This window comes from Stenotrophomonas sp. STEN046 (genome assembly GCF_056759755.1).
Map to the genome: position 1 here is coordinate 1 of NZ_JBRRDR010000020.1, position 25,958 is coordinate 25,958.

A 25,958-nucleotide genomic window follows, 5' to 3' on the forward strand; every position below is an offset into this window, starting at 1 on the left:
GGGCTGCGCAGGACACGCCGTGAACCCGTCCATGGGGGCTCGATGGCGCCATCCATGGCGCCAACGGTCCTGCGCAGCCCCCTCTCCCCCTCCCTGACGGTTTCCTGCGGGCGCGGCCGGACCGCCCGAAAGCGGGGTCAAAAGCGGGGGTTCATGGCTTCGGAAGCAGCGCGCCGCTGCTGTGGTGTTTTCTGCTTTGGTGGGTGCGGACCTTGGTCCGCACTGCATCTGCTCCTGCTTTAAGGAGCCAACCGTCCGCGCTCGCGGGGTGATGGGCGGGCAGCGACGTGGCGCAACGCTTTCCTCAACATACCCACCCATTCAGCAAAACCCATTGATAGGAATGAAATTAGTAGTATCCTATCTATCTCTTATGGACCGACCCCTCGACGAACGTACCGTGCTGCAGATGCAGCTCAGCTCCGGCCTGCTGTATGCGGGGCGGCAGTGGCAGCGCCTGGCCGACAGCCGCCTGGGCAGCTACGGCATCTCCACCGCCTGCACCATGCCCCTGCTGATGATCGGCCGCTCCGGGGGTGGCATCCGCCAGGTGACGCTGGCCCAGCAGCTGGGCATGGAAGGTCCTTCACTGGTGCGCCTGCTGGACAAGCTCTGCGCCAGCGGGCTGGTGCGCCGCGAAAGCGATGCCAGCGACCGCCGCGCGAACCTGCTGTGGCTGACCGATGAGGGCAGCGCGCTGGTGAGCGAACTGGAAGACCAGTTGATCGGCCTGCGCCAGGATGTGTTCGGCGAACTTTCCATGGATGAACTGCATGCGGTGCTGAAGGCATGGCGCCTGCTGGCCGAGGCGGCCGACCGCATCACGTAAGACCGTTGCACCCCAACCTCGCCGCTGCCGTGCACACGCCAGCGGCTTTTGCCCGTTGTCGTTGTCTTGATTTTCCTCCCCTCCCCATCGCCCCTCCCCCTTTCCGATGCCCGGTGAATTCAGTCTCCACGGAGTGTTCGTCCCGACCCTGCTCGGGTTGATGCTGTTGGCCTACCTGGTCAACGCCGGCCTGCACGCGCTGCTGCAGCGTGCCGGCGCCTATCGCCATGTCTGGCATCCGGCGCTGTTCAACCTGGCGCTGTACGGAATCGTGCTGGGCCTGCTGTTCCATCTTCTGCGTTGGATGCAATCGTGAACAAGATCGTGAAAAAGACGCTGCCGGTGCTGCTGACCAGCGCAGCTGTGATCGTTGCCCTGCTGGTACTGCGCCAGCTGTGGGTCTACTACATGGATGAGCCATGGACCCGCGACGCCCATGTCGGCGCCGATGTGGTGCAGGTGGCGCCGGATGTGTCCGGCCTGGTGGAAACGGTGCAGGTGGCCGACAACCAGGCGGTGAAGAAGGGCGATCTGCTGTTCGTGATTGATCGGGCGCGCTACCGCATCGCGCTGGAACAGAGCCGCGCCAGCCTGGCCGAGCGCCAGGCATCGGTGACGCAGCTGCGCCGCGAGATCGGGCGCGATCGCAGCCTGCAGGACCTGGTCGCCGCCGAGGATGCCGAAGTACGCCGCGCCAAGCTGCAGGCCGCACAGGCCGCGCTGGCCACCGCCCAGGCGGCGGTCGACCTGGCCGAACTCAACCTGGCCCGTACGGAAGTGCGTGCGCCGGCCAATGGCCGCGTCAACGACCGCACGATGCGCGTGGGCGACTACGTGGTGGCCGGCAAGCCGGTACTGGCGCTGCTGGATACCGGGTCGTTCCGCATTGATGGCTACTTCGAGGAAACCCGCCTGCGCGGGGTCGCGCCCGGGCAGGCGGTGGATATCCGCCTGATGGGTGAGGACACGCCGCTGCGCGGCCATGTCGAAAGCATCGCCGCCGGTATCGAAGACCGCTATCGCAGCAACGGCAGCACGCTGCTGCCGAATGTGACCCCGGCCTTCGACTGGGTGCGGCTGGCGCAGCGCATTCCGGTGCGCATCGCCATCGACGAGGTGCCCGAGGGCGTCGAGCTGATCGCCGGCCGCACCGCCACGGTAACCGTGGACACCGGCCGCCGCCGGCACGACGACAAGGCCGGCATCGCGCCGACACAGGCGGGCCTGTGAACGCCACCCTGCCCCGTCTCGGCCTGATCGTCGCGCTGGCCAGCCTGGCCGCGTGCAGGACCGTCGGACCCGACTACGCGCTGCCGGATGGCTCGGCATTCAAGCGTCCGCAGGCCAATGCGTCCTTCATCGACACCGACAATCCGCAGGTCGCTGCCAACCAGGCGCTCCCCGACCGCTGGTGGTCGCTGTACAACGATCCGGTGCTGGATGGCCTGATCACCCAGGCACTGCGTGACAATGTTGAACTGAAGGCTGCCGATGCACACCTGCGCCGCGCTGCGGCGGTGTATGAGCAGGCGATGGATGCCGGTGGCTTCGAGTACGAAGCCGAGGCCGGCGTGAGCCGTGCACAGTTGTCGGCCGAATCGTTCCTGCAGGAACACGAACTGCCGGTGATCAACCTGGCCGATGGCAAGTTCGCGGTCAGCTACCAGTTCGACCTGTTCGGCAAGCTCAAGCGCGGTGCCGAAGCTGCGCGCGCCGACGAGCAATCGGTTGCCGCCGCACGTGACCTGGCCCAGGTAAGCGTGGTGGCCGAGGTGGCCGACAGCTACCTGGAAATCTGCCATGCCAACCACGAACTGCACGTGGCCGGGCATTCGCTGCAGCTGCAGCAGCGCAGCCGCTCGGTCACCCAGCGCCTGATCGCTGCCGGCCGTGGCACCCCGCCGGAGCTGGCCCGCGCCAATGCGCAGGTCGCTCTGCTGGAAGCTGCACTGCCGCCACTGCACGCACAGCGTTCGGCCGCCGCCTATTCGCTGGCGGCACTGCTGGGGCAGACCCCGGGGCAGCTGCCCGCCGGGGTGATCGACTGCGCGCATGCGCCAACACTGGCCCAGCCCTTGCCGGTGGGTGATGGCCGCGCACTGCTGCAGCGCCGCCCCGACATCCGCCAGGCGGAACGTAAGCTGGCCTCTGCCACTGCACGCATCGGCGTGGCCACCGCCGAGCTGTATCCAGACATCCGCCTCGGTGCATCGGTGGGTGCGGCGGGCCTTCTGGAGGACTTCGGCCAACCCATGACCCAGCAATGGTCGATCGGCCCGCTGATCTCGTGGACGCTGCCGTCGTCGGGCACCCACGCGCGCATCCACGCGGCAGAGGCCGGCGCCGATGCCGCGCTGGCCGAGTTCGACCACGCTGTACTGCAGGCACTGCGTGAAACGCAGACCGCACTGGACCGCTACGCACAGGACCTGCGCCGCCTGCAGTCGCTGCGCGTCGCGCAGGAACAGGCCGCGCTGGCCGCCGAGCAGAACCGCCGCCTTTACCAGGGCGGGCGCACGCCGTACCTGTCCAGCCTGGACGCCGACCGCAGCCTGGCCAGCAGCGATGCCACCCTGGCCGCCGCCGAGGCGCAGGTCTCGCGCGACCAGATCCACCTGTTCCTGGTGCTGGGTGGTGGCTGGCAGGAAAGCGCCGCGTCCACCGCTGCACCGACGGCGGCGAGGTAAATGATGAACGGGTTGACCGATCGTCAGGCCTGGCTGTTCTCGATCAAGACCTACCTGGCGGCGATCGTCGCCCTGTACATCGCCATGGCCGGCAACCTGTCGCGGCCGTACTGGGCGATGGGTACGGTGTACATCGTCAGCCAACCGCTGCTCGGCCCGACCCGGGCCAAGGGCGTGTACCGCATCGTCGGCACGCTGGTGGCGGGCCTGGCCACCCTGCTGGTGCTGCCGGCGCTGGTGGAAACGCCGCTGGTGCTGAGCGCGGCGATGTCGATCTGGCTGGCCGGCTGCCTGTTCATGGCCCTGCTCAACCGTGGCCCGCGCGGTTACGCATTCCTGCTGGCCGGCTACACCACCGCCTTCATCGGCTTCCCCGCAGTCACCTCGCCGGAAACCATCTTCGACACCGTGGTGGCGCGCAGCGAGGAGATCATCCTCGGTACGGTGGTCGCGGTACTGTTCGCCTCACTGCTGTTCCCGGCCTCGGTGCGGCCGATGCTGCACGCGCGCATCGGCAACTGGATGGAGGATGCCGCGCAGTGGTGCCGGCAGATCCTTGAACGTGGCCGCGCGCATGCGCCGCGCAACCGGCTGGCGGCCGACCTGGTGCAGTTCGAGGCGCTGATCGAGTTCCTGCGACGCGACGACCCGCGCCATGCCGGTTCGGCGGTATCGATGGAACGCCTGCGTGAACGCATGCTGTTGCTGCTGCCGGTGTTGTCGTCGATCGCCGACCGCCTGAGTGCATTGCGCAGCGACGGCCAACCGCTGCCCGAGGGCCTGCCAGGGCTGGTCGATGACATCCACGACTGGATCGACACACCGTCCAGTGCCAGCGACTACGCGCGCCTGCGCGCCCGCATCAGTGCACTGAAACCGCAGGTGGACCGCGATCTGCAGCACCTGCAGCTGGCCAGCCTGCTGCTGCGGCTGGAGGAACTGGTGGACCTGTGGCAGGACTGCCGCACCCTGCAGCACGCCATCGACCAGGGCACCGCGCCGTTGGACCGCGCGCACTACCGCATCCGCACCGAACGCACCGCCAGCGACAGGCATGTGGACTACGGCATGGCGCTGTTCTCCGCGCTCAGCGCCGGCGTCGCGCTGATGAGCTACTGCGTGTTGTGGATCGGCCTGGGCTGGGAGGGCGGCGGCAACGGCGCGATGATGGCCGCGGTGACCGCCGCCTTTTTCGCTGCACAGGACGATCCGGCCCCCAGCATGGTTTCGTTCCTGGTCTGGGCGATGGTCGCCTCGGTGGTCGCAGGCGTGTATCTGTTCGGTGTGTTCCCCGCCGTACATGACTTCGGCCTGCTGGCACTGGTGCTGGCGGTGGCGTTCCTGCCGCTGGGGCTGCTGCTGCACCATCCCAAGAGCGCACTGTTCGCGCTGCCGCTGACGGTCAACCTGGCCGCGTTGTTGAGCCTGCAGAACACGTACAACGCCAACATCCAGAGCTTCCTCAATTCGTCGATTGCCATGTTCATCGGAATTGGCTTTGCGGTGGTGATGACCCGCCTGTTCCGTTCGGTGGGCGCCGAGTGGACCGCGCGGCGGCTGGTGCGGCAGGGCTGGACCACCCTGGCCGAGGCCGCCGAGGGGCGCGGCCAGCAGGACCGGCAGCGCTTTGCCGCACGCATGCTCGACCTGCTGGGCCTGCTCGCGCCGCGCCTGGCGGCGACGCCCGAGGGCAGCGACATCGCCTCGGTGGACATGCTCAACGAAGCACGCATCGGCCTGAACATCCTGCAGCTGCGCCGCGCGCGCCTGGAGCTGCCCGAGCGCAGCCGTGAAGCGGTCGAACACATCCTGGAAGAGATCGCCGTGCATTACCGGCAGCAGGTCGCCGCGAAAAGGCCGATTGCCGCGGCAGATGCGCTGCGCGAACGGCTGGACACTTCGCTGGCGCGGGTCGGCAACGTGGCCGCATGCAAGGCACGCGACGAAGCGTTGATGGGCCTGGTCGGCCTGCGCTTCGCGCTGTTCCCGGAGGCAAAGGCGCTGGTGCCAGGGTTGTTGGCGGACGCCGCAGCGCCATCCGTGTGATTCGATCCGCCGGGCGATGCGATCCGCCGGGCGCGGCGCAATAATGAGCGGTGGCGCCGGGCCATGCCCGGCGGTCTTTCGCCCCGACAAAAGGACGATTCAATGAGTTACGACATGATGGTGTTCGAGGCGAGCGCCGCTCCCCGTGAGGCATCGGCCTTCATCGCCTGGTTCGAGACGCAGGTCCAGTGGGGCGAGCGCCACGAGTACGACGACCCGGCGGTGAGCAGCCCCGCGCTGCAGGCGTGGTTTGCCGAGATGGCGCAGGCCTTCCCTCCGATGAACGGTCCACTCAGCAACGATGACGACGACCGTGCCGAAGTGACCGACTACAGCATCGGCCACCACGTGATCTACGGCGCATTCGCCTATTCGGTTGCCGAGCGTGCGCACGGCCTGCTGCAGGACCTGGCCGAGAAGCATGGCGTGGGGTTCTTCGATGTGAGTGCCGACGAAGCGGCAATCGTGTTCCCCGATGGGCTGGTGCTGGTCGCAGCGTAGACCGATGCCAGGCGTGGATGAACGCCGAAGCGATCGAAGCGCGCCCGGTTCAGAACAACGTGCCCTGCACCGTGGGCTGTTCGATGCGCGTCGGTTGTTCGGCCACGTCTTCCGCGCCCAACCGCCATGCCAATCCACCGAGGCGGCTCGCGTGCCGCTTCAACGCCGCTTCCAGCACGTCGGCACTGCCGGCCACATGCAGATGCTGGCGGGCGCGGGTCAGGCCGGTATAGACCAGCTCGCGCGACAGCACCCGGCTGTCCTGCCGCGGCAGCTGCAGCCAGACCTCGTCGAACTCTGAACCCTGTGCCTTGTGCACGGTCATCGCAAAGGCGCTTTCATGCGCCGGCAGCGCGGCCGGGTGGAAGGCGCGCGGGTGTTCGAGGGTTTCGCCGGGGAACCAGGCCACCATCGCGCCACTGCCGTCGCGCAGGCAGATACCGATATCGCCGTTGAACAAGCGGTGCCGATAGCTGTTTTCGGTAACCAGCAGCAGCCGGCCCTGGAAGTAACCCGGCGTGCTGCCAGCCAGCAGCTGCTCGATGCGGCTGTTCAGCCCGCGTGCGCCCTGGGGTCCTTCGCGCAGTGCGGTCAGCACACGCAGGCGGCTGGCCTGCTGCAGCGCCAGCACCGGGTCGGGGGCATCGGCCAGCGCGCGCCAATGGCCGAGCAGGTGCTCGCGCTGGGCGCGCAGCGGGTCGGCTTCACCGTCGTGGAACCGCACCCCGGCCAACGCACCGCTGCGCAGCAGCTGCAGTGCGGTAGCGCTGTCGCCCGCGCGCACCGCATCGGCCAGCGGTGCCAGCCCCAGCGAATCGCTCTGCCGGTAGCCGCGCTGCAGCTGCACGCGACGGCCGGCAAAGGCGCGCGGTGAGGCCTGCGGCTGCAAGGTGGCCGGTGCCAACAGGCCGTGCAGCGCCTGCGCATCATCGGCGCGGGTACCGATGCCATCGCCACTGGCGCGCAGGATGGCACTGAGCACATCGCCCGCTTCCACCGACGGCAGCTGGTCCGGATCGCCCAGCAGGATCAGGCGGGTACCGCTGGCGATCGCGTCCACCAGCTTTGCCATCATCGGCAGATCGATCATCGACGCTTCGTCGACCACCACCACATCCATCGGCAAGGGATTGTCGGCGTGGTGGCGGAACCGTGGCGAATCGGGAATCACACCGAGCAGCCGATGCAGGGTGCTGCCTGCTGTCGGCAGCGCGGTGCACAGGGCCGGGTCCAGCCCTTCTTCCTGCAGACGCTGCACCGCCAGGCGCAGGCTTTCGGCCATGCGCTCTGCTGCGCGACCGGTCGGTGCGGCCAGTGCGACCTTGGGCGCAGGCAGGCCCGCGTGCAGTGCCTGCGCAGCCAACAGCAGCAACAGGCGCGCGATGGTGGTGGTCTTGCCGGTGCCGGGGCCGCCGGTGACCAGGGCCAGCGGATGGCGCAGCGTCACGCCAGCGGCACGTGCCTGGTGGTCCTCGCCCGCGGTGGCCTGCGGGAACAGGCGCGCGAACAACGGCGCCAACGCGGCCATGTCCTGCGCGGGCAGCGGGTGCCGGCCGATGCGTTGCAGGCCAACGGCCAGCTGCCGTTCGTACTCGCGGTAGCGACGCAGGTACAGCAGGCCATTCTCCAGTACCAGCGGTGCTTCCACCGCGCTGGCGGCGGCGTCGTCTGGAATGGCCACCCACGGTGATGCCCGCAGCTGCGCCAGCCATTGCTCCGGTTGCGGCCAGCCAGACACGCCTTCGATCAAGCGCTGTGGCTGTCGCGGATCGAACCCGGCATGGCCCTGCGAAATCGCCAGCGAGGCCAGTGCGGCCGCCAGTGCAACGGCCTCCGGTGTGTCCCCGCGCAGGCGACCGAGGCTGGTGGCCAGTGCATGGTCCAGGGTGCGCAGCTGGCCGCTGCGATGCAGCTCGCGCAGCAGATTCACAGGCGCTCCCCGCGCGCACGCGCGGCCATCTCGGCCTGCGCCGCCTGGCCACCGGCGAACAGCGCATCCAGCGCATCCACCAGTTCCGGTGCGAAACGCTGTACGTGCACGCCGTGGCCGGCGATATCCAGGCCGCGGCAGAACAGATAGCGGATGCCCCCCATGTCGCGCGCATAGTCGTAGGCGCTGCCCAGGCGGAAGCGCAGCCAGCGATGCAGGGCGACGGTGTAGATCAGTGCCTGCAGGTCGTATTCGCTGTGGCGCATGGCGATCTCCAGCAGGTCCGGGCTGTAGCCCGGCAGCCGGTTGGATTTGTAATCCAGCACGTACCAGCGGCCATCACGCACATAGGTCAGGTCGATCTTGCCGGTCATCAGGCCTTCCAGCCTGCGGCGCAGGCCAAAGCCGCGTCGTGCACTGGAAATGCCATGGTCGTGCAGCAGCTGCAGCAACGTCGGCACCGTGGTCGGTTCAATCGCGAAGTGGAACTCGATTTCGGCCCGACGCTCGGCTTCAGGCACGCTGTGCAGGGCGCCGCCTTCAGGCAGCGGCACGGTCAGCGTATGGCCGACCAGCGGCACCAGCACCGACACGCCGTCGTCCAGGTCTTCGTCGGCATAACCTTCAGCGTGCAGCGACCTGCGCAGCACCTCGGCCTGCCCTTCCGGCGCCGGCTGCCCTGCCTGCCATCTCCCCCAGGCAGCGAAATCCACGTTTTCCAGCGCGTCGTGCAACACGTTGCCGAAGCGGCTGCCCATGAAGCGGGGGTCTGGCGCTGCAGTGTCTTCGGTTGCCGCCTGCGGCAACGCCGGTTCCAATGGCAGCTCCGGGCCGGCCGGTTCATCAGCCGCCGGTGCAGGAAGTTCGGTGGCCGCGGCCTCGATGTCGTCGCTGTGGCCTGCATCTGCATGCGCCAACTGGGTGAAGCTGTACACCCACCAATCCTGCGGTACGCGCCGGGTCAACAGGCGCACGGCAGGCAGCTCGCCCTCGCCTTCGGCCAGCAACTGCGGCAGGCGGCCCGGCAGCTCGCGGTCATCAAGATATACGTCCGCATGCGCGCGCAGCGCCTGCAGGTCGCCCAGCAATGGCGCCAGCCGCGTCTTCGCGTGCCCGGCCAGCTCGCCGATGGCAATCCACAGCGCGTGTTCGGCGCGGGTCAGGCCCACGTACAGCAGACGCGCGTCTTCAGCGCGCTGTTCGCGCTCACGCTGGGTGCTGGCCGCTTCCCACGCCTCGTCCTTGTCCAGCTTCCAGTGCAGCTGGCGTTCGCCCTGCAGGTGCACGGTGCAGTGCGCAGCGGTATACGGCGCGCCACCATCGATGCCAACGAACGGCAGGAACACCAGCGGGTATTCCAGGCCCTTGCTCTTGTGCAGGGTGATGATCTGCACGCGCCGTGCATCGGACTCCAGCCGCAGCAGCTGCTGCTCATCATCCTGGTCGGCGTTGGCCATCTGCCCCTGCAGCCAGTCCAGCAGTCCATGCATGCCCAGCGCCTGGGCCGATGCTTCCTGCAGCAGCTCGCCCAGCTGCAGATAGTTGGTCAGGCGGCGTTCGCCGTCGATCAGTGCCAGCAGCCGCTCGCCCTGCGCTGCACAGACGTCAGCGATCACGGCGAACGGACCACCACGCTGCCAGCGCTCACGCCAGTGCAGCAGCTGCGCCTGGAACCCACGCTGCAGGTCACCTTCGCGTTCCATGCTGGCAATCGCGCTTGCGCGCTGCCCCAGCAGCACGGTGGCCAAGGCGGCGCGCAGGCGGCCCTCGTCGGCCGGTTGCAGCAGTGCCAGCAGCAATGCGCGGAGGTCACGCGCCTCGCTGGTGGCAAACAGGCTCTGCTTGCCCGCAGCCACTGCAGGAATGCCCACCGCAGCCAGCGCGCGCTGCACCAGCGTTGCCTCGCGGTGCGAGCGCACCAGCACGGCGATGTCACCGGGCTGCACCGCATGTCCACGCAGCAGCGCGGTACCGGCGCGCGCATCGACCAGAATCTGGTGGATGGCGGCCACGCAGGCCTGGGTGGCCGCATCGCGTGAAGCATCGGCACCCAACGGCTTGTCACCTCCGCTGCGCAGCAGGCGCAGGGTAAGCGCCGGTGCAGGCCGGCCATCGCGCAGGTAGTCCGCATCGGCGCGCACACCACCGGGGCGCACCGGTTCGAACTGGATGTCGCGTTCGAGGAAGGCATCCTCACCGGCGTTGTCATACAGGGCCTGCAGCGCGCGCAGCACGGCCGGGCGCGAGCGGAAGTTCTGGTCCAGCGCCGGCGCCTGCCGTGCAGCCTGCTTGGCCTTCAGGTAAGTGTGGATGTCACCGCCGCGGAAGCCGTAGATCGCCTGTTTGGGATCGCCGATCAGGAACAGCGCGGGCTGCAGCGCCAGGTCTTCCACCTCGGGCGAGGCACCGAACACCGTGTGGAAAATGCCCCACTGGCGATCATCGGTATCCTGGAACTCATCCACCAGGGCGATGCGGTACTGCGCGCGCAGTTGCTTGACCAGGGTCAGCCGCTGCGCGCCTTCCAGCGCCTGGGCCACGCCATTGATCAGATCGTCATAGGTCTGCACCCGGCGCAGTCGTTTCAGCGCGGCCAGGCGCTCACTGGCCTCCTCGCGCAGGGCATGCAGGAAATTCAATGCGCTCGCCCGCAGCCACTGCTCGCGTTCGGCCAGCAGCGCCACGTAGCGCGCCAGTGGTGCCTGCATGGGCGAGGACGGCGTGCGATCGGGAAACTTGCGGTTGGTCTTGTCAGCCAGGATCTCCGGCAGCAGCGCCGGCAGCCGATCGCTTGCAAGCAGCTCGCGCGGATCGCCGCGCTCGGCCCAGCCCAGCACATGGCGCGCCAGCGGCTGCAGCCAACCCAGCTTGTAGGAAACACCGTTCAACCATTTGTTCTCTACCGCCGTGCACAGATCGGTGAAGAAGATCTCGCCATGCGCGCGGGTGGCCGCGATCAGGTCCGCTGCTGCCGCGTCCAGCGCCGCACGCGGGTCGGTCGGGGCAAGTGGCAGTGGCTGTGGGTACAGCGGCGGTGATCCCAGCAGCGCGCGCAGGTCCGCGGCCAGTGCGTCCGGGCTGGACCACAGCCAGGTCAACGGTTCCAGCGTGGCCGGATCGTTGGCGTGGACCCGCCACAGGTCGGCGGCCAGTTCTTCCAGCAGTTCGCGATCGCTGGCCAACAGCTCCGGCGGGTCGAAGGTATGCCCGCTTTCCAGCGCGTGTTCGCGCAGCACCCGGGTGCAGAAGCCGTGGATGGTGAAGATCGACGCCAGGTCGATCTCGTCGGCGGCCACCTGCAGGCGTCGCTTCAACGCCACAGCGCTTTCCGTGCCCGCATCGAGGTGGCGCTGCAGGACATCCCGGGTCAGGCGTGCATCCGGCGCTTCGTCGGCGTCCGGCGGCAGGTCAACCAGCCGTGCGGCCAGCGCCAGGCGTTCGCGGATGCGCTTGCGCAGCTCCTGCGTGGCGGCGTCGGTGAAGGTCACGGCCAGCACCTGGCCGATGCGCAGCCCCTGTTCGACCACCAGCCGGGTAAACAGCGTGGCCAGGGTGAAGGTCTTGCCGGTGCCCGCGCTGGCTTCGATCAGGCGCACGCCCTGCAGCGGAAGATCCAGGTAGGGATCGGCGCGGAGGTGTTCGGCCATCGTGTCGGCCGCTGCGGTGTTCATGCCACACCGTCCTGGCCGATCACCGCGGCCGGCGTGCGTCCATCGCGCACCGCACCGAAGACGATCTGGCTGTTGCGCAGGAGATCGGCATAGCTGGCGTCATCGGCGAAGGGGTCGGCACCGCGCAGCAGCAGCTGCCAGGCGTCGCTGCTGGCTTCGCCCCAGCTGCGGTCGCTGCCATGCCATTGCTTCCAGCCCTCGCTGCGCTGCTTTTCCACCGGCGCGTTGTACAGCACCCATCCGGTGTACGGCGCGAAGCGCAGCGGCTCGCGCAGGCCGCGCTGGCGCAGTTGCAGCAACGCACGCAGGGCAGCGCGCGCAGCGGGCGCAGTCAACGCCGGCAGCACATGCGGTCCTGGGCCGGCGTCGCCGCCATCGTGGAACTGCACCAGCGGCAGTGCATCGCCCGCGGCATTGGCCAGCAGCCAATCCAGGCCCTGGCGGATCACCGCCGTGCCGTTGAGCGTGCCCGCACGCAGGCGCACCAGGCCGTCGGGATGGCGATCCCCCACCCGGCCATGCAACCGCACCCCATCGATCTCCACTTCATAGCGACGGCTCTCCAGCGGTGTGCCGCGCAACCAGCCGAGCATCGCGGTGGCGTAGGGCCGGGTCTTCAGCTGCTCCGCCTCGAACTGGCGCTCACCCAGCGCGCCCGATGGCAGCAGGCCGCGCGCGCGCAGCCGTGGGTACAGCGGCTCGCTGTCGCCGGCCAGGGTGGCCTGCACCACCGCCAGCTGCACGCTGCGCTTTTCCGGCCCGCGCCCGGACAGCACCAGCGGCTCCAGGTCGTCAACCTCCTCGACCTCGTCGGCCAGCCGCAGGCCCAGCGACTGCGCCAGGAACTGGCCGGCCGGGTCGCACAGGAAGCGGCGCAGGCTGTCGAGCGCAACCTCGTCCTCCACCCCGGCATCGGCGGGTGGCGGCAGCGGCGCATCGAACCACGGCAGCAGGCCACCGCGCTGCCCACCCAGGCGCCCGGCAGCGGGATGCCACTGCCGGCGATAGCTGAAGCGGCGCAGGTCGCCATCGCCAAAGGCGGCAGGCGAGAACGGCTGCAGCGCATGGCGCACGGTGAAATCGCGCACGGCCGCAGGCGGGTCGAGGTGATGGCTGGCGGCCACGTCGATCAGTTCGCTGACCAGCACCGAGGGCTCGCGCACGCTGCCGTCGCGCGGATCGGCGCCCAGGTAGCTCAGGTAGAACACGTCCTGGGCTGCGGCAAACAGCTGCAGGAACAGGAAACGATCATCCTCGCGGGTGGAGCGGTCGCCACGCCGGCGGCGCGGGGTATCCAGTTCTGCGGTCAGCTGGTTCAGGCCAGCGGCCGGGTCGCGGCGCGGGAAGTCGCCGTCATTGAGGCCCAGTACGCAGATCACCCGGAACGGCAGCAGGCGCATCGGCACCATGCGGCCGAAACTGATGCCGCCGGTCAGCAGTGGCGCGCGGGTATCGGCCTCGGCCAATGCCCCGGCAAAGTGCGACCGCACCACTTCCGGCGGAACACCGTCGGCAAATCCGGCTTTGGCCGCATCTTCTGCAAACTGGTTGAGCAGCTTGCGCAGGCGCTCCAGCGCGCGCTGGCTGTTGGGCGAGCTGGGTGCCGTCGGCAGCAATGCATCGAGCAGCGACAACAGGCGCTGCCGCCACTGTGCCGGGGTCAGCAGTTCGCCAAGGCGGCGCTGGTAGACGGCCAGTACCCGCAACAGGCGCAGCAGCCGGTCCAGTGCATCCAGCGCCCCGCCTTCCAGCTCGATCCACGGCGCCACCCCGGCCAGGTCCACCTCGCTGCCGGTGGCGTGGCCCAGCAGCAGGCGGTCCAGTGCAAACTGCCAGGTATAGGCGTCGTCGCTGGGCGCGCGCAGCTGGCCACGGTGGCTGGCGTCCAGGCCCCAGCGCGCGCCGGCCTGCTGCAACCAGCCATGCAGTCGATCGAAGTCGACCGCCTCCAGCCCAGCCGCCTCGGCCAGCGGTGCACTGGCCAGCAGGTCCAGCACTTCATTCAATCCAAAGCGCGAGATCGGCAGGCCCAGCAGGTGCACGAACACATCGGCCAGTGGTTCACCGGCCAGCGGACTGCTGTCGGCCAAGGCATAGGGAATGTGTTCGTCGCCGCCGCCGCGCCCGCCAAACACCGCTTCCAGGTAGGGCACGTAGGGATCGATGTCCGGCGCCAGCACGGCGATCTCGCGCGCCTGCAGCGGCGGGTCGAAGCGGGGGTCCTGCAGCAGGCTGCGCAGCTGGTCGTGCAGCACCTGCAGTTCGCGCAGGCGGGTATGGCAGGCATGCACCTGCAGGCTCGGGTCATCCCCACGCAGGCCATCGCGCAGCGCACCGGAGGGCAAGGCACGGCGGTGGAACAGGTCGCGCTGCAGGCGATGAAGCAGGCTGTCGGACAACCCGCCCTGGTCCATCGTCGGCCGCCCGTCGTCTTCGGGGTCGGAGTACGCGGCGATCTCACCGGCCGGATGCACCACTTCATAGCTGCCCAGCACCGCCATGAAATCGCGGCCGGCCGCACCCCAGGCCTCCAGCAGGCGGTTCTCGCCGGCTGCGGCGCCAAACGGATCAGCCGCGCCGCTGCGCAGGCGCTCGGCCAGGGTCTGCAGATCGCCCCAGTAGGACTGCACCGGCGTGGGCAGGTAGAAATGCAGTTCGCCCACCCGCGACTGGGTCGCCATCACCCGCAGCACGTCGGGCGAGATGTTGAGCGTTGCGAACGCGGACATGCGCGGCGGCAAGCCTTGTGGCAGCGGCTGGCCAGCACCTTCGAAGCGGTCCAGGTAGGCCTGGATGCGGCGTGCGCGGTAACCATGGCCGGCGGCGATGCTGCGCCACAGGATCGCCTGCGGATCGGCCGGATCGGCGCCCGCTTCCCAGCGCAGCAGCCAGTCACGGCGCCAGGCCTGGTATTTCTCGAACACCGAGGCCAGTTCGCCGGCCAGCGCCCACGGCTTCAGCGCGTCGCCAGAGGCAAGGTAGGACTGCAGCGCACGCATCGCTGGCTGGGCCAGCAGCTGCGGGTCGCGCAGCGCCTGGTAAAGCCGCCAGTGCAGGCCTGCCGCATCCAGATCGTCGGCTTCGCCTTCAACGTTGGCGTTCAACGCCCGCGCCACGAACTCACCCGGGGTCAGGAATTCCAGATTGGCCGCGACCCCGAATTCGGCGGCCAGTGTCGCCTGCAGCCAGCGTCGCATCGCCACCTGCGGGATCAGCACCACCTCCGGCGCCAGCAGCGGCTGGCCGGCAACCGGCACACGCACGTTGCGCGCCAGCAGGGCTGCCAGCACGTCCAGCGAATTGGAATGGTAGAGGCGGAAATCGCTGCCCGGGTCACTCATCGTGCACAGTGTGCAGCACGCCCGGCCGTATTCAATGCCGGCAGGTGGAGATCGCGACGGATTGTTCCGGCCGTTTCCAGAATTGTCCCGGTCCGGCCGGAGCCCCGCCGTGCAACAATACTGGACCGTCCAGTCTGCTTATGTTCAGCAGCCTGACCCGATCCTTCAATGTCGAAAAAACGTTAAGGGTGCCCATGTCGGCTTCCATCTCCAGTCTGGTGCAGTTGTCCAACGTCCGCATCGACCGGAGCGGACGTACGATCCTGCGCGACGTATCGCTGCAGGTACCCAAGGGCAGCATCACCGCCGTGCTCGGTCCGTCCGGCAGCGGCAAGTCGACCCTGCTGGCGGCGCTGACCGGTGAGCTGCGCCCGGTCACCGGCGACATCACCCTGTTCGGCAAGCCCATCCCGCAGCGCACCGCTGAACTGCTGGAGATGCGCAAGAGCGTGGGCGTGCTGCTGCAGGGCAATGGCCTGCTGACCGACCTGACCGTGGCCGAGAACGTGGCCCTGCCGCTGCGCACCCACACCCGCCTGCCGGCGCCGGTGCTGCGCCGGCTGGTGCAGATGAAGCTGCATTCGGTGGGCCTGCTGGCTGCCGCCGATGCGTGGCCGCGTGAGCTGTCCGGCGGCATGGCCCGCCGCGTTGCGCTGGCCCGCGCGCTGGCGCTGGACCCACCGTTGATGATCTACGACGAGCCGCTGACCGGGCTGGACCCGATCGCCTCGGGGGTGATCATGAGCCTGATCCAGCGCCTCAACCACAGCCTGGGCCTGACCAGCATCATCGTCAGCCACCATGTGCATGAGACCCTGCCGATCTGCGACCAGGTGATTGCCATTGCCAATGGTGGCATCGTGTTCCAGGGCACGCCCGAGGCGCTGCAATCGAGCCAGGACCCGCTGCTGCGGCAGTTCCTGCATGGCCAGCCCGATGGCCCCATCCCGTTCGATGCCGCACCGCGCGCGAGGGTTGCCTGATGCCGTTCGTGCAAGCCACCCGTTCGCTGGGCCGCGCTGGGCTGTTCTCGCTGACCGTGCTGCGCGGTTCGCTGCCGACCCGTGATTTCCTGGCCGAGCTGACCCGCGAGATCTACAAGATCGGTGCACGTTCGCTGCCGATCATCGCCGTGGGCGGTGCCTTCGTGGGCCTGGTGCTGACCCTGCAGGGTTACCGCACGCTGACCACGTTCGGCGCGGCCGACGCGCTGTCGACGCTGCTGGGCCTGTCGCTGTACCGCGAGCTGGCCCCGGTGCTGACCGCGCTGCTGTTCATCGGTCGTGCCGGCAGCTCGATCGCCGCCGAACTGGGCCTGATGCGCGCCACCGACCAGATCAAGGCGCTGGAGCTGATGGCCATCGACCCGGTGGCCAAGGCCGTCGCGCCACGCTTCTGGGCGGCGGTGCTGACCGTGCCGCTGCTGACCGGCATCTTCTGCTCGCTGGCGATCAGCGCCAGCTATTTCGAAGCCGTGCACGTGCTCGGCCTGGACAATGGCGTGTTCTGGTCGGCGCTGCGTGGCAGCGTGGACTTCTGGGACGACTTCGGCGTGGCGATGCTGAAGTCGGCGATCTTCGGCGGCACTGCAGCGCTGGTGGCCGCCTATGTCGGCTTCCACGCCGAACCGACCATCGAAGGCACCTCGGTCGCCACCACCCGCGCGGTGGTCAACGCCTCGCTGCTGGTGCTGATGTTCAACTTCGTGCTGTCGGCAATGTTGTTCACCTAACCCCTCCATCGGCGGCGCGCATCGGCGCGCGGCCACCACGACTGATCAGGTACTCCACATGGCCATCCGCGGTCCCAGACTTGAATTCTCTGTCGGCGCTTTCCTGCTGCTGGCCCTGGCCTCGCTGATGGTGCTGGCCGTGGCCTCGACCAACCAGCGCTGGAGCTGGGGTGGCGAAGGCTATGAACTCAAGGCCCGTTTCTCCCAGGTCGGCCAGCTGCGCAAGCAGGCGCCGGTGAAGATCGGCGGCGTCACCGTTGGCCAGGTCGCCGCGATCGACCTGGACCCGGTGAAGTTCGAATCGATCGTGACCCTGCGCATGGACAGCAAGGTCAAGGATCTGCCGGCCGACACTTCCGCCGGCATCTTCACCAGTGGTTTGCTGGGCGAGAGCTATATCGGTCTTCAGCCCGGCGGCGATCCGGACGTGCTCAAGCCCGGTGAGGAGATCGTCTTCACCCAGCCGGCGGTGGACCTGATCCAGCTGGTCGGCAAATACATGTTCAGTGGCGGCGCCGGTGGCGGCGCTGCTCCGAAGCCCAACGATGGCGCGCAGGCGCCTGCAACGGAACCGCAACCATGAAGATGAAACTGATCCCGGCCCTGCTCGCCTCGTCGCTGCTGCTGGCCACCCCGTTCCTGGCCCAGGCGCAGGCTGCCGCCCCCGCTGCCGCCGCCCCCCAGGGCCAGGCCGGCAAGGTGGTGATCGACGCCAGCACCCGCATCCTCAATACCCTTCAGCAGCGCCGGGCCGAGTTCAGCGGCAACCCGGCCAGCCTGCGCAGCTACATCGACAGCGAGCTCAACCGCACCTTCGACCGCGACTATGCCGCGCGCCTGGTGCTGGGTACCCACGCACGCGGTGCTGCCGATGCGGACATCAAGCTGTTCGCCAATGCCATGGCCGACAACCTGATGCAGCGCTACGGTTCGACCCTGCTCAACATCCAGGGCAAGCCGAGCTTCCGCTTGAAGAGCGAGAGCCCGCTGCCGGGCAACCGTGGCGTGCGCGTGCTCACCGAGCTGGTGCGCGCCGGCAGCGAACCGACCCCGGTGGAGTACTGGATGCGCAATGAAGGCGGCCAGTGGAAGATCTTCGATGTGAACATCGAAGGCATCTCCTACGTGCAGACCTTCCGCAACCAGTTCGATGCTCCGCTGCGGCAGAAGGGTATCAAGCAGGTTGCCACCGAGCTGCGCAGCGGCAGCATGCAGGCCGGGCCGACGGGCAATGGCAAGTAAGGCGCTGGCGCTGCTGGAAGCTGACACCCTGCGCCTGCGCGGGGTGTTGGACCGCGCCGCGGTAATCGCGCTGTGGCCGCAGCTGCAGGCACTGCCTGCGCAGCTGTCCCGGCTGGAGCTGAGCGAGGTCGAGCGCGTGGACAGCGCCGGCCTGGCGCTGCTGGCCGAGTTGGCCGCGCGCGCGCGCAAGAGCGGTCATCCGCTGGCAATCTCCGGCGCCCCCGCCGGCTACAACGAGCTGAGCGCGGCCTACCGGCTGTCGCCCGACCTGGATTTCAACGCTACTTCTGCTGCGAGCTGACATGAACGTCGTACGCGCTTTCCCCCTGATCCTCCTGGCCGCGGCGCTCAGCGCGTGTGCCGGCAAGCCGGCACGCAGCGATGCACCGGCCGCCGACACCCTGGTGCCGGCGACGACGGACGCACCGGCAGTCGCCGACGCGGCCCCTGCCGAAGCAGCGCCGGCCAGCGCCGCCGCCGATGCCCCGGTGCCGGCAATGACCCCGCCGCCGCCGAGCGCCGCAGCCACCGATCCGGCGGGCAGCGCAACCGCCGCCACGGCCGGCGACGACGATGATTTCGACGCGTTGTACGGCGCCAATGGCGGTACCACCAACGCCACCGCCTACGACCCGTGGGAACCGTTCAACCGCAAGGTGCACGGCTTCAACAATGCCGTCGACCGCGGTATCGCCCGCCCGCTGGCCACCGCCTATACCCACGTGGTGCCGCGCTTTGCGCGTACCGGCGTGAGCAATTTCTTCAGCAACCTGCGTGCTCCGCTCACCATCACCAACCAGCTGCTGCAGGGGCGTCCTGCCGATGCATGGGACAGCCTGGGCCGATTCCTGATGAACAGCACGCTGGGCATCGGTGGTCTGTTCGACCCCGCCAGCAAGGCGATGGTGCCGCGTCGCAACGAAGACTTCGGGCAGACCCTGGGTGCCTGGGGCTGGCGTCGTTCGCGTTACGTTGAACTGCCGTTCTTCGGCCCGCGTACGGTGCGTGATGTGTTCGGCCTGGCCGGTGACATTCCGCTGTCGCCGATCCGCCGTATCGAGTCCGACAAGTACCGCATCGGCCTGCAGGGCCTGCAGCTGGTCGACACCCGCGCACAGCTGCTGGCGATCGACGACCTGCGCGACACCGCCGTGGACGAGTACGCACTGGTCCGCGATGCCTGGATGCAGCGCCGCAACTACCAGATCGAGAACGACCTGCGCGGCAAGCGCGAGCGTGGCAGCGACGACGCCAATTCGCCGATCCCGGTGGACGCGATGCCCATGCCGCAGTGGACCAACTGATCACTGCCGGCGACCCATGAAAAACCCCGCCTCGGCGGGGTTTTTCATTTCCAGCATCTTCTGCCTTTCTGTAGGTGCCAACCTTGGTTGGCACGCCTTCTGCCTTTCCGGTAGGTTGGCAGACCTTCTTCAAGCGGCCAGCGCTGCCTCGACAGCTTCGCGCAGGCGCGCGTCATCGGCAGCCACATCCGGCGCGAAGCGGGCGATGACCTTGCCATCGCGACCGACCAGGAACTTCTCGAAGTTCCACAGTACAGCCGGTGCCGCGTGGATCGGAATCTCCTTGCTGGCCAGGCGCTCGCGCAACGGGCCTTCGCCGATCGCCTGCGGCTGCGCCGCGGTCAGCTGCTGGTACAGCGGGTGGGTGTCCTCACCGGCAACGCTGATCTTGGCGAACATCGGGAAGCTCACCGCGTAAGTCAGCTGGCAGAACTGCTGGATCTCCTCCTCGCTGCCCGGTTCCTGGCCGAGGAAGTTGTTGGCCGGGAAGCCGAGTACTTCCAGGCCCTGTGCCTGCTTTTCCGCGTACAGCGCCTGCAGGCCCTCGTACTGCGAGGTCAGGCCACACTTGGAAGCCACGTTGACCAGCAGCAGTACCTTGCCCTGGTAGTCGGCAAGCGAGGACGGCTGGCCTTCGATGGTGGTGAGGGAAATGTCCTGGATCGGGGTGCTCACGTACGGCTCCGGCAACGGCGGGGAATGGCCTGCCAGCATAGCGCCGCACGATGCCGGCACGACGATCAATCCACGCAGATCGTGCCCAGCGCCTTGCCGCCATCGATGCGCTGGCGGCAACCGAAGTTCTGGCTGATGTCGCGCTGGCAGGTACCGGTGGCCACCGCGCCGGCAGCCACCCTGTCACTGGCCAGGCACTGGCCGCTGCAGTCACTCTTGTTCCCGCAGGACCTGCCGGCATCTGCATAGGGAATCACGCACTGCACGCGCTGCAGGCGGCCCAGCGGCTGCAGCGTGCCACCGGCGGCCTGGCAGTCCACGTCGCGCGCTTCCTGGTAGGCGGCCGCGGCTTCAGGTGTATCGGCCACGGTGGCGGTTGCATCGGCATCGGCGGCTGGCGGGGCGCTGCTGCAGGCGGCGAGCAGCGCAGTCAGGGCGAGGCTGGCACAGAGACGCAAACGCATGGCGATACCTGTCAGGGCGGACGGAGGGCAAGCATACGCACTCCGCCATGCAGCCGGCGTGTCGGTGCAGCTCAGGCCTCTTCGCCCTCGGCCCCGTCCTCGCTGCCGTCCTCGGCAGCCAGGGTGTCGGGGAGCAGCTGCCGGCTCTGCTCGGCGGGCAACGACTCGACCTCCCGCAGCTTGCGGGCGATCGCACGCGTGCGCACGCCTGTCTGGTCGATCTGCTTGCTGGCCTGGTCGAGTTTGGTCTTGACGCTGTCCAGCACGCTGCCGAACTTGCCGAACTCGGTCTTGACCGCCCCCAGCAACGTCCACACTTCGCTGGAACGCTGTTCGATGGCCAGGGTACGGAAGCCCATCTGCAGGCTGTTGAGCAGGGCGGTGACGGTGGTCGGGCCGGCCACCACCACGCGGTGCTCGCGCTGCAGCAGGTCGACCAGGCCCGGGCGCCGGATCACCTCGGCGTACAGGCCCTCGGTGGGCAGGAACATCACCGCGAAGTCGGTGGTGTGCGGCGGCACGATGTACTTTTCGCAGATCGACTTGGCCTGCACGCGCACCGCACGCTCCAGCTGGATGCCCTGCAGGCGCACGCCCTCTGCATCGCCCTGTTCCTGCGCATCGAGCAGGCGCTCGTAGTCCTCGCGCGGGAACTTGGAATCGATCGGCAGCCACACCGGCGTGTCGTCGTCGCTGCGGCCGGGCAGGCGCACGGCAATGTCGACCATCTCGTTGCTGTCCGGACGCACCTTCACCGAGCGCGCGTACTGCTCCTGGGTCAAGGTCTGCTCCAGGATGTTTTCCAGCTGCACTTCACCCCAGCTGCCGCGGTTCTTCACATTGGTCAGCACGCGCTTGAGGTCGCCCACGCCGGTGGCCAGCTGCTGCATTTCACCCAGCCCACGCTGCACCTGTTCCAGGCGCTCGGAAACCAGCTTGAAGGAATTGCCCAGGCGCGTTTCCAGCGTCGATTGCAGCTTCTCATCGACGGTGTGGCGCATCTGCTCCAGCTTCTGCGCATTGTCGGCCTGCAGCGTGCGCAGCTGTTCTTCCAGGGTCGCGCGCATCTCGCCGATGCGCTGTTCATTGCGTTGGGTCAGCTCCTGTAGGCGCAGGCCCAGGCTTTCGGTCAGGCGCTGCTGGGACTGCGCGCTTTCCTCACGCCCCTTGCGTGCATCGTCCACCAGCGTCTGCCGCAGCACGCCGAACTGGGTATCGGTGCGCCCGGTCAGCTCCTGCAGCTGCTGGCCGAACGCGTGGATGCGGGCTTCCTGCTGCTGGCCGAACACATCCAGCTGCACACGCAGTTCCTGCAGGCGCTGCGCCATCAAGGCGCCACTGCGCTGCTGGCTGTCGGCGGCTTCGGCGCGGGCCTTGCGCGCGTCTTCACCCAGCGCCTCGCGCAGCAGGTCCAGGCGCTGGTCGGTGCGGGTCGACAGATCGGTCAGCGCGCGGGCGAAGCCATCCAGCTGTTCGCGCAGTTCACTGCGGCCAGCGCGCGCTTCCTCGCGCACGGCCTGTTCCAGGCGGTCATGGGGCGGCCGGCGCAACAGAGCGACCAGCTGCAGGATGAGTACGACCAGGAGCAGGCCGGCGATGAGCAGGGATTCGGTTTGCATGCCACAAGTGTAGGCTGGCCCAGTCTCAGCTGCTGCAACACCACCATGCTTGAACTCTACGGAAAGCCCACTTCGATCAACGTGCGCAAGGTGCTGTGGCTGTGCGCCGAACTCGATCTCCCGGTCTCACATGACCCGGCACCTGCGCCGGACCGCTTGGCCGCGCTGAATCCCAACCAGCAGGTACCGGTGCTGCGCGACGGCCGCTTCGTGCTGTGGGAATCCAACAGCATCTGTCGCTACCTGGCCGGCCGGCAGGACCGCGATGACCTGCTGCCCCGTGCCGGGCAGCCGCGCGCGCAGGTCGAGCAATGGATGGACTGGCAGGCCACCGACCTCAACAACGCCTGGCGACCGGTGTTCATGGCGCGCGTGCGCCGGCATCCGGACCATCCGGACAACGCCACCGCCGAGGCAAGCCTGGTGCTATGGAACCGGCTGATGGGCATGCTCGACACCCAGCTTGCGGCAAGCACCGGCCATGTGGCCGGCAGCGGTTTCACCCTTGCCGACATCGTGCTCGGCCTGTCGACCCAGCGCTGGCGCAGTACCCCCGGCGACAAGCCGGTGCTGAACCACGTCAATGCCTGGTTCGAGCGCCTGCGTGGTCGTCCCGGGTTCGCCGAACACGTGGACAACGGCGTGGCGTAGCGTGCTGCCGGCCAAGCGGCCGGCACTACCGTTTCCCTCATCCGCGCATGGCGTGGATCTGCTGCCCCGCGCCGCCGCGGGGCTTACCAGCCTTCCAGCACGATCTTGCCCTTGGCCCGATGGCTTTCCAGCAGCGCGTGCGCGCGCCGCAGGTTGGCTGCGTCGATCCGGCCGAAGTGCTCGCCCAGTGTGGTCTGCAGCACGCCGGCATCGACCAGCTCGGCGACCCGGTTCAGCAGATCGTGCTGACGCTGCATGTCGGCAGTCCTGTACAGCGGCCGGGTAAACATCGATTCCCAGTGCAGCGACAGTGCCTTGCGCTTGAGGGCCATGACATCCAGCTGGCCGGGATCATCGATCAGGCCCAGCTGGCCCTGCGGCGCCAGCACCTGCACGATCTGCTCGTAGTGCTGGTCGGTGTGGGTCAGGCTGGCAACGTGCTGCACCTCGCTGATGCCGAGCCGGGCCAGGCCCTCGGCCAGTGGCAGGCTGTGATCGATCACGTGGTGCGCGCCCATCGCATACACCCAGTCCTGCGTGGCCGGACGCGACGCGGTGCCGATCACCGTCAGCCGGGTCAACCGGCGTGCCAGCTGCACCAGGATCGAACCGACGCCACCGGCCGCACCAATCACCAGCAGGTTCTGCCCTTCACCGCCACCCTCGGCGATGCGCAGGCGGTCGAACAGCAGTTCCCACGCGGTGATCGCAGTCAGCGGCAACGCCGCGGCCGCCGCATCCTCCAGGCTGGCCGGCTTGCGGCCGACGCTGCGCTCGTCCACCAGCTGGAACTCGGCGTTGCTGCCCGGGCGATCGATCACGCCGGCGTAATACACCGCGTCGCCCGGCTGGAACAGGCTCACCTCGCTGCCGACCGCATCGACCACGCCCACTGCATCCCAACCGAGCACGCGCGGGGCGTCGGTGGCCATGCTGCGGCGGACCTTGGTATCGACCGGGTTCACCGCCACCGCCCGCACCGCCACCCGCAGGTCGCGCGGGCCCGGTTGCGGCAGTGGCAGGTCGATGTCGATCAGGGCCTGCGGATCATCGATCGGCAGGCCCGCTTGGGTGTAGGCAATGGCGCGCATGGGGCTATCCAGCAAAGAGGAGAGCCCACAGCGTGCGCCGTGCATGCCCCTGCAGAAAGGCGCAGAATCCGGCAACACTTTCACTCCTGTAATGAAAATGATCCGTTTCGACGATCTGCAGCTGTTCGCCCGTACGGCGGCCTTGGGCAGCTTCTCGCAGGCCGCGCGCGAGGCCGACCTGCTGCCCGGCCAGGTCGCCGCAGCGGTGGCGCGGCTGGAACGCGAACTTGACCTGCGCCTGTTCGTGCGCACCACCCGCAGCCTGCGGCTGACCGCCGAAGGTGCGCTGTATCTGCCCTACGCGCAGGACGTTCTGGCCACCCTGCGCGAAGGCCGCGCGCGGGTGCAGGGCGAGGACGCAGAACTGCACGGCACCCTGCAGCTGTCGGCGCCTTCCGATTTCGGCCGCAACCTGCTGCTGCCCTGGCTCAGCGCCTTCCGCGCGGCGCATCCACGGCTCCGCCTGCATCTGCGCCTGTCCGATGAAGTGGCCGACGTGTTCCGCGATCCGGTGGATGTGGCGATCCGGCTCGGCCAGTTCGATGACGCCAACTACGTCGCCCTGCCCCTGCTGGAGGGCAACCGCCGGGTGCTGTCGGCCGCACCGGATTACCTGCAACGGCGCGGCACGCCGCAGCGCTTGGAAGACCTGCGCGAACACGACTGCCTGGCCTACCAGCTCGGGGGTCGCGCCTACGACCGCTGGTCGTTCGAGGTCGACGGGCGCCGCGTGGTGATCCCGGTACGCGGCCCGCTGGTCTGCGACGACGCCGACGTGGTGCGGCGCTGGGCCGTGGCCGGTGAAGGCATCACCTACAAATCCTGGCTGGATGTGCGCGAGGACGTGCTGGCCGGCCGCCTGCAGCTGCTGCTGGGCGGCATCGGCAGCCACATTCCACTGCAGCTGGTATGCCCGCATCGCAAGCAGTTCTCGCCGGCGGTGCGGCAACTGCACGCGCAGCTGCGCCAGCACCTGCAACCGCTGCTGTCTGGCCTGCCCGGCGCCCAGGCCCAGCCCCTGTCGCCTGCAGCAGCACTGGCCGACAATGGCGTTCCCCCGTTGTAAGAGAGTCGCGCCATGCCGTGGATGGGCATCCAGGATCTGTGGACATTTCTGCTCGCCGTGCTGGTGTTCCTCGCCCTGCCCGGGCCGGGCACGTTCACGCTGCTGACCGCCACCGGACGTGGCGGGGTGCGCGGTGGCTATACGGCACTGGCCGGCCTGCTGGTGGGCGATCAGATCCTGATGTGGCTGGCGCTGGCCGGCGTGGCCGCACTGCTCAAGGCCAACCCCACTGTGTTCCATGCCGTGCAGTACCTCGGCGCGGCCTACTTGGTATGGGTGGGCATCAGCCTGCTGCGCACGCCCAAGGGTGACGGCGGCGAGGTCGGCCCGGTACGCATGCAGCCGGGCCGCTATTTCCACCAGGCGATCCTGGTCAGCCTGCTCAACCCGAAGGCGATCCTGTTCTACATGGCCTTCCTGCCCCTGTTCATCGACCCCAAGGCGCACCAGGGCATGGCCACGTTCGCGGCCCTGGCCGGCATCATCTTCGTGGTCAGCATCGCCTACTGCTCGCTGCTGATCTGGGTGGGCAACCTGGCCCGCCGCCGCCTGATCCAGCATCCACGCGTCAGCGACGCGCTGCGGCGTGTGGCCGGGCTGTTCCTGGTCGGCTTCGGCATCCGCCTGGGCTTGAACGGATGATCGCGCGCTGGCCGCTGCTGGTGGTGGGGTTGCTGCTGGCCGGCACTGCCAGCGCTGCACCGGAGCACCGTTGCCTCAGCGGGGGCCGCAACGACGCGGTGCACCTGGAATGGCGGTGGCTGGCCGACGGCCGGGCCGATGTGCGCTACCACGGCCATCGCCAGCGCCTGGCGCTGCGCCGAATATCGGAAGAGACCACCGTGCTGGCCGAAGACCGTCCCTACCAGTTCGATACCGTGTGGGAAGAGCGCGTGGATGGCCGCGTGACCGGCCACTACACGCTGAGCACGCAGGGCGCGCGGGTCTACAGCTTCAGTTACACGCGCCAGCGCGACGGTCGACGCACCGATTTCGCAGAAGATCTGCAAGCTTTCCAGGATGACGGCTGCCACTGGCCGTAACCGCCGGTGGGGTCGAGCGCTGGACGCCTCCCGGAATGTGCCGATTCCGGCAGCCTCGTCGGGGGA

At 68.4% G+C, this 25,958-nt stretch carries 23 protein-coding genes; 16 read left to right on the forward strand and 7 right to left on the reverse strand.

Annotation, left to right across the window (positions count from 1 at the left end; translation table 11 throughout):
• Positions 1–373 precede the first annotated feature (373 nt).
• From ACVOLJ_RS11205 to ACVOLJ_RS11230, 6 genes are all read left to right on the forward strand, one after another.
• Positions 374–829, forward strand: coding sequence for a MarR family winged helix-turn-helix transcriptional regulator (locus ACVOLJ_RS11205; protein ID WP_475280998.1), 456 nt, complete (start codon positions 374–376; stop codon positions 827–829).
• Between the two features lie 106 nt (positions 830–935).
• Positions 936–1,145 (forward strand): DUF1656 domain-containing protein, encoded by a 210-nt coding sequence (locus ACVOLJ_RS11210; RefSeq protein WP_475280999.1) that lies wholly within the window; start codon positions 936–938, stop codon positions 1,143–1,145.
• Entirely contained in the window at positions 1,142–2,059 is a 918-nt protein-coding gene (locus ACVOLJ_RS11215; protein ID WP_475281000.1) for an efflux RND transporter periplasmic adaptor subunit, read from the forward strand. Before ACVOLJ_RS11210 ends, ACVOLJ_RS11215 begins: the two co-directional genes overlap by 4 nt.
• Positions 2,056–3,516: an efflux transporter outer membrane subunit gene (locus tag ACVOLJ_RS11220; RefSeq protein ID WP_475281001.1), complete on the forward strand. Its 1,461-nt coding sequence runs from the start codon at positions 2,056–2,058 to the stop codon at positions 3,514–3,516. Before ACVOLJ_RS11215 ends, ACVOLJ_RS11220 begins: the two co-directional genes overlap by 4 nt.
• 3 nt (positions 3,517–3,519) lie before the next feature.
• Positions 3,520–5,562 carry an FUSC family protein gene (locus ACVOLJ_RS11225; protein ID WP_481564140.1) on the forward strand — a complete coding sequence of 681 codons (2,043 nt, stop codon included), beginning with the start codon at positions 3,520–3,522 and terminating at the stop codon, positions 5,560–5,562.
• A gap of 102 nt (positions 5,563–5,664) precedes the next feature.
• Positions 5,665–6,063 carry a hypothetical protein gene (locus ACVOLJ_RS11230; protein ID WP_475281003.1) on the forward strand — a complete coding sequence of 133 codons (399 nt, stop codon included), beginning with the start codon at positions 5,665–5,667 and terminating at the stop codon, positions 6,061–6,063.
• Positions 6,064–6,112: 49 nt separating this feature from the next.
• Here the strand turns inward: ACVOLJ_RS11230 and recD are convergent, their stop codons facing one another.
• Genes recD through recC form a run of 3 tightly spaced genes read right to left on the reverse strand, consistent with a single transcriptional unit; the run spans position 6,113 to position 15,005 of the window.
• Entirely contained in the window at positions 6,113–7,993 is a 1,881-nt protein-coding gene (gene recD / locus ACVOLJ_RS11235; protein WP_481564141.1) for an exodeoxyribonuclease V subunit alpha, read from the reverse strand.
• The gene (gene recB, locus ACVOLJ_RS11240) at positions 7,990–11,664 is read right to left on the reverse strand and encodes an exodeoxyribonuclease V subunit beta (RefSeq protein ID WP_481564142.1); all 3,675 of its coding nucleotides are present in this window, start codon (positions 11,662–11,664) and stop codon (positions 7,990–7,992) included. The genes recD and recB overlap by 4 nt, the downstream gene beginning before the upstream one ends.
• Positions 11,661–15,005, reverse strand: coding sequence for an exodeoxyribonuclease V subunit gamma (gene recC, locus ACVOLJ_RS11245; protein WP_481564143.1), 3,345 nt, complete (start codon positions 15,003–15,005; stop codon positions 11,661–11,663). The genes recB and recC overlap by 4 nt, the downstream gene beginning before the upstream one ends.
• 194 nt (positions 15,006–15,199) lie before the next feature.
• On the opposite strand from recC, the gene ACVOLJ_RS11250 reads away from it, so the two are divergent.
• Genes ACVOLJ_RS11250 through ACVOLJ_RS11275 form a run of 6 tightly spaced genes read left to right on the forward strand, consistent with a single transcriptional unit; the run spans position 15,200 to position 19,283 of the window.
• Positions 15,200–15,988, forward strand: a complete 789-nt coding sequence (locus tag ACVOLJ_RS11250) for an ABC transporter ATP-binding protein (protein WP_475281007.1) — start codon at positions 15,200–15,202, stop codon at positions 15,986–15,988.
• Entirely contained in the window at positions 15,988–16,737 is a 750-nt protein-coding gene (locus ACVOLJ_RS11255) for an MlaE family lipid ABC transporter permease subunit (RefSeq protein ID WP_006404088.1), read from the forward strand. The genes ACVOLJ_RS11250 and ACVOLJ_RS11255 overlap by 1 nt, the downstream gene beginning before the upstream one ends.
• A 58-nt stretch (positions 16,738–16,795) precedes the next feature.
• Positions 16,796–17,320 (forward strand): outer membrane lipid asymmetry maintenance protein MlaD, encoded by a 525-nt coding sequence (mlaD, locus tag ACVOLJ_RS11260; RefSeq protein ID WP_006404090.1) that lies wholly within the window; start codon positions 16,796–16,798, stop codon positions 17,318–17,320.
• Positions 17,317–17,979, forward strand: a complete 663-nt coding sequence (locus ACVOLJ_RS11265; RefSeq protein ID WP_100467683.1) for an MlaC/ttg2D family ABC transporter substrate-binding protein — start codon at positions 17,317–17,319, stop codon at positions 17,977–17,979. The genes mlaD and ACVOLJ_RS11265 overlap by 4 nt, the downstream gene beginning before the upstream one ends.
• Positions 17,969–18,280: an STAS domain-containing protein gene (locus ACVOLJ_RS11270; RefSeq protein WP_475281008.1), complete on the forward strand. Its 312-nt coding sequence runs from the start codon at positions 17,969–17,971 to the stop codon at positions 18,278–18,280. Before ACVOLJ_RS11265 ends, ACVOLJ_RS11270 begins: the two co-directional genes overlap by 11 nt.
• A 1-nt stretch (position 18,281) precedes the next feature.
• Positions 18,282–19,283: an MlaA family lipoprotein gene (locus tag ACVOLJ_RS11275; protein ID WP_481564144.1), complete on the forward strand. Its 1,002-nt coding sequence runs from the start codon at positions 18,282–18,284 to the stop codon at positions 19,281–19,283.
• 129 nt (positions 19,284–19,412) lie between these two features.
• Here ACVOLJ_RS11275 and ACVOLJ_RS11280 read toward each other — a convergent pair whose 3' ends face one another.
• The 3 genes from ACVOLJ_RS11280 to ACVOLJ_RS11290 form a co-directional block, all read right to left on the reverse strand.
• Positions 19,413–19,958: a glutathione peroxidase gene (locus ACVOLJ_RS11280; protein ID WP_475281010.1), complete on the reverse strand. Its 546-nt coding sequence runs from the start codon at positions 19,956–19,958 to the stop codon at positions 19,413–19,415.
• A gap of 65 nt (positions 19,959–20,023) precedes the next feature.
• A complete protein-coding gene (locus tag ACVOLJ_RS11285; RefSeq protein ID WP_475281011.1) occupies positions 20,024–20,422 on the reverse strand; it encodes a hypothetical protein in 399 nt (132 codons plus the stop codon).
• A gap of 71 nt (positions 20,423–20,493) precedes the next feature.
• The gene (locus ACVOLJ_RS11290) at positions 20,494–22,041 is read right to left on the reverse strand and encodes a DNA recombination protein RmuC (RefSeq protein WP_481564145.1); all 1,548 of its coding nucleotides are present in this window, start codon (positions 22,039–22,041) and stop codon (positions 20,494–20,496) included.
• Positions 22,042–22,086: 45 nt separating this feature from the next.
• Here ACVOLJ_RS11290 and ACVOLJ_RS11295 point away from each other — a divergent pair, with 45 nt between their 5' ends.
• The gene (locus ACVOLJ_RS11295; protein WP_481564146.1) at positions 22,087–22,692 is read left to right on the forward strand and encodes a glutathione S-transferase family protein; all 606 of its coding nucleotides are present in this window, start codon (positions 22,087–22,089) and stop codon (positions 22,690–22,692) included.
• Between the two features lie 83 nt (positions 22,693–22,775).
• Here ACVOLJ_RS11295 and ACVOLJ_RS11300 read toward each other — a convergent pair whose 3' ends face one another.
• Complete coding sequence (locus ACVOLJ_RS11300) at positions 22,776–23,783, reverse strand: zinc-binding alcohol dehydrogenase family protein (RefSeq protein ID WP_475281014.1); 1,008 nt, start codon at positions 23,781–23,783, stop codon at positions 22,776–22,778.
• Positions 23,784–23,874: 91 nt separating this feature from the next.
• Here ACVOLJ_RS11300 and ACVOLJ_RS11305 point away from each other — a divergent pair, with 91 nt between their 5' ends.
• The 3 genes from ACVOLJ_RS11305 to ACVOLJ_RS11315 are packed head-to-tail and all read left to right on the forward strand — an operon-like array spanning position 23,875 to position 25,892.
• On the forward strand, positions 23,875–24,849 hold the full coding sequence (locus ACVOLJ_RS11305; RefSeq protein WP_475281015.1) for a LysR family transcriptional regulator: 975 nt from the start codon (positions 23,875–23,877) through the stop codon (positions 24,847–24,849).
• A 12-nt stretch (positions 24,850–24,861) separates the two neighbouring features.
• On the forward strand, positions 24,862–25,491 hold the full coding sequence (leuE, locus tag ACVOLJ_RS11310; RefSeq protein WP_475281016.1) for a leucine efflux protein LeuE: 630 nt from the start codon (positions 24,862–24,864) through the stop codon (positions 25,489–25,491).
• Entirely contained in the window at positions 25,488–25,892 is a 405-nt protein-coding gene (locus ACVOLJ_RS11315) for a hypothetical protein (RefSeq protein ID WP_481564147.1), read from the forward strand. The genes leuE and ACVOLJ_RS11315 overlap by 4 nt, the downstream gene beginning before the upstream one ends.
• Positions 25,893–25,958 lie beyond the last annotated feature (66 nt).

What these genes read in the sequence shown, in the direction of transcription:
- ACVOLJ_RS11295 (WP_481564146.1), top strand. Translation starts at nt 22,087, where the DNA reads ATGCTTGAACTCTACGGAAAGCCCACTTCGATCAACGTGCGCAAGGTG.
- ACVOLJ_RS11210 (WP_475280999.1), top strand. Translation starts at nt 936, where the DNA reads ATGCCCGGTGAATTCAGTCTCCACGGAGTGTTCGTCCCGACCCTGCTC.
- ACVOLJ_RS11225 (WP_481564140.1), top strand. Translation starts at nt 3,520, where the DNA reads ATGAACGGGTTGACCGATCGTCAGGCCTGGCTGTTCTCGATCAAGACC.
- ACVOLJ_RS11300 (WP_475281014.1), bottom strand. Translation starts at nt 23,783, where the DNA reads ATGCGCGCCATTGCCTACACCCAAGCGGGCCTGCCGATCGATGATCCG.
- ACVOLJ_RS11285 (WP_475281011.1), bottom strand. Translation starts at nt 20,422, where the DNA reads ATGCGTTTGCGTCTCTGTGCCAGCCTCGCCCTGACTGCGCTGCTCGCC.
- ACVOLJ_RS11255 (WP_006404088.1), top strand. Translation starts at nt 15,988, where the DNA reads ATGCCGTTCGTGCAAGCCACCCGTTCGCTGGGCCGCGCTGGGCTGTTC.
- ACVOLJ_RS11315 (WP_481564147.1), top strand. Translation starts at nt 25,488, where the DNA reads ATGATCGCGCGCTGGCCGCTGCTGGTGGTGGGGTTGCTGCTGGCCGGC.
- mlaD (WP_006404090.1), top strand. Translation starts at nt 16,796, where the DNA reads ATGGCCATCCGCGGTCCCAGACTTGAATTCTCTGTCGGCGCTTTCCTG.
- ACVOLJ_RS11305 (WP_475281015.1), top strand. Translation starts at nt 23,875, where the DNA reads ATGAAAATGATCCGTTTCGACGATCTGCAGCTGTTCGCCCGTACGGCG.
- ACVOLJ_RS11205 (WP_475280998.1), top strand. Translation starts at nt 374, where the DNA reads ATGGACCGACCCCTCGACGAACGTACCGTGCTGCAGATGCAGCTCAGC.
- ACVOLJ_RS11250 (WP_475281007.1), top strand. Translation starts at nt 15,200, where the DNA reads ATGTCGGCTTCCATCTCCAGTCTGGTGCAGTTGTCCAACGTCCGCATC.
- leuE (WP_475281016.1), top strand. Translation starts at nt 24,862, where the DNA reads ATGCCGTGGATGGGCATCCAGGATCTGTGGACATTTCTGCTCGCCGTG.
- ACVOLJ_RS11290 (WP_481564145.1), bottom strand. Translation starts at nt 22,041, where the DNA reads ATGCAAACCGAATCCCTGCTCATCGCCGGCCTGCTCCTGGTCGTACTC.
- ACVOLJ_RS11265 (WP_100467683.1), top strand. Translation starts at nt 17,317, where the DNA reads ATGAAGATGAAACTGATCCCGGCCCTGCTCGCCTCGTCGCTGCTGCTG.
- recB (WP_481564142.1), bottom strand. Translation starts at nt 11,664, where the DNA reads ATGAACACCGCAGCGGCCGACACGATGGCCGAACACCTCCGCGCCGAT.
- ACVOLJ_RS11275 (WP_481564144.1), top strand. Translation starts at nt 18,282, where the DNA reads ATGAACGTCGTACGCGCTTTCCCCCTGATCCTCCTGGCCGCGGCGCTC.
- ACVOLJ_RS11230 (WP_475281003.1), top strand. Translation starts at nt 5,665, where the DNA reads ATGAGTTACGACATGATGGTGTTCGAGGCGAGCGCCGCTCCCCGTGAG.
- recC (WP_481564143.1), bottom strand. Translation starts at nt 15,005, where the DNA reads ATGAGTGACCCGGGCAGCGATTTCCGCCTCTACCATTCCAATTCGCTG.
- ACVOLJ_RS11270 (WP_475281008.1), top strand. Translation starts at nt 17,969, where the DNA reads ATGGCAAGTAAGGCGCTGGCGCTGCTGGAAGCTGACACCCTGCGCCTG.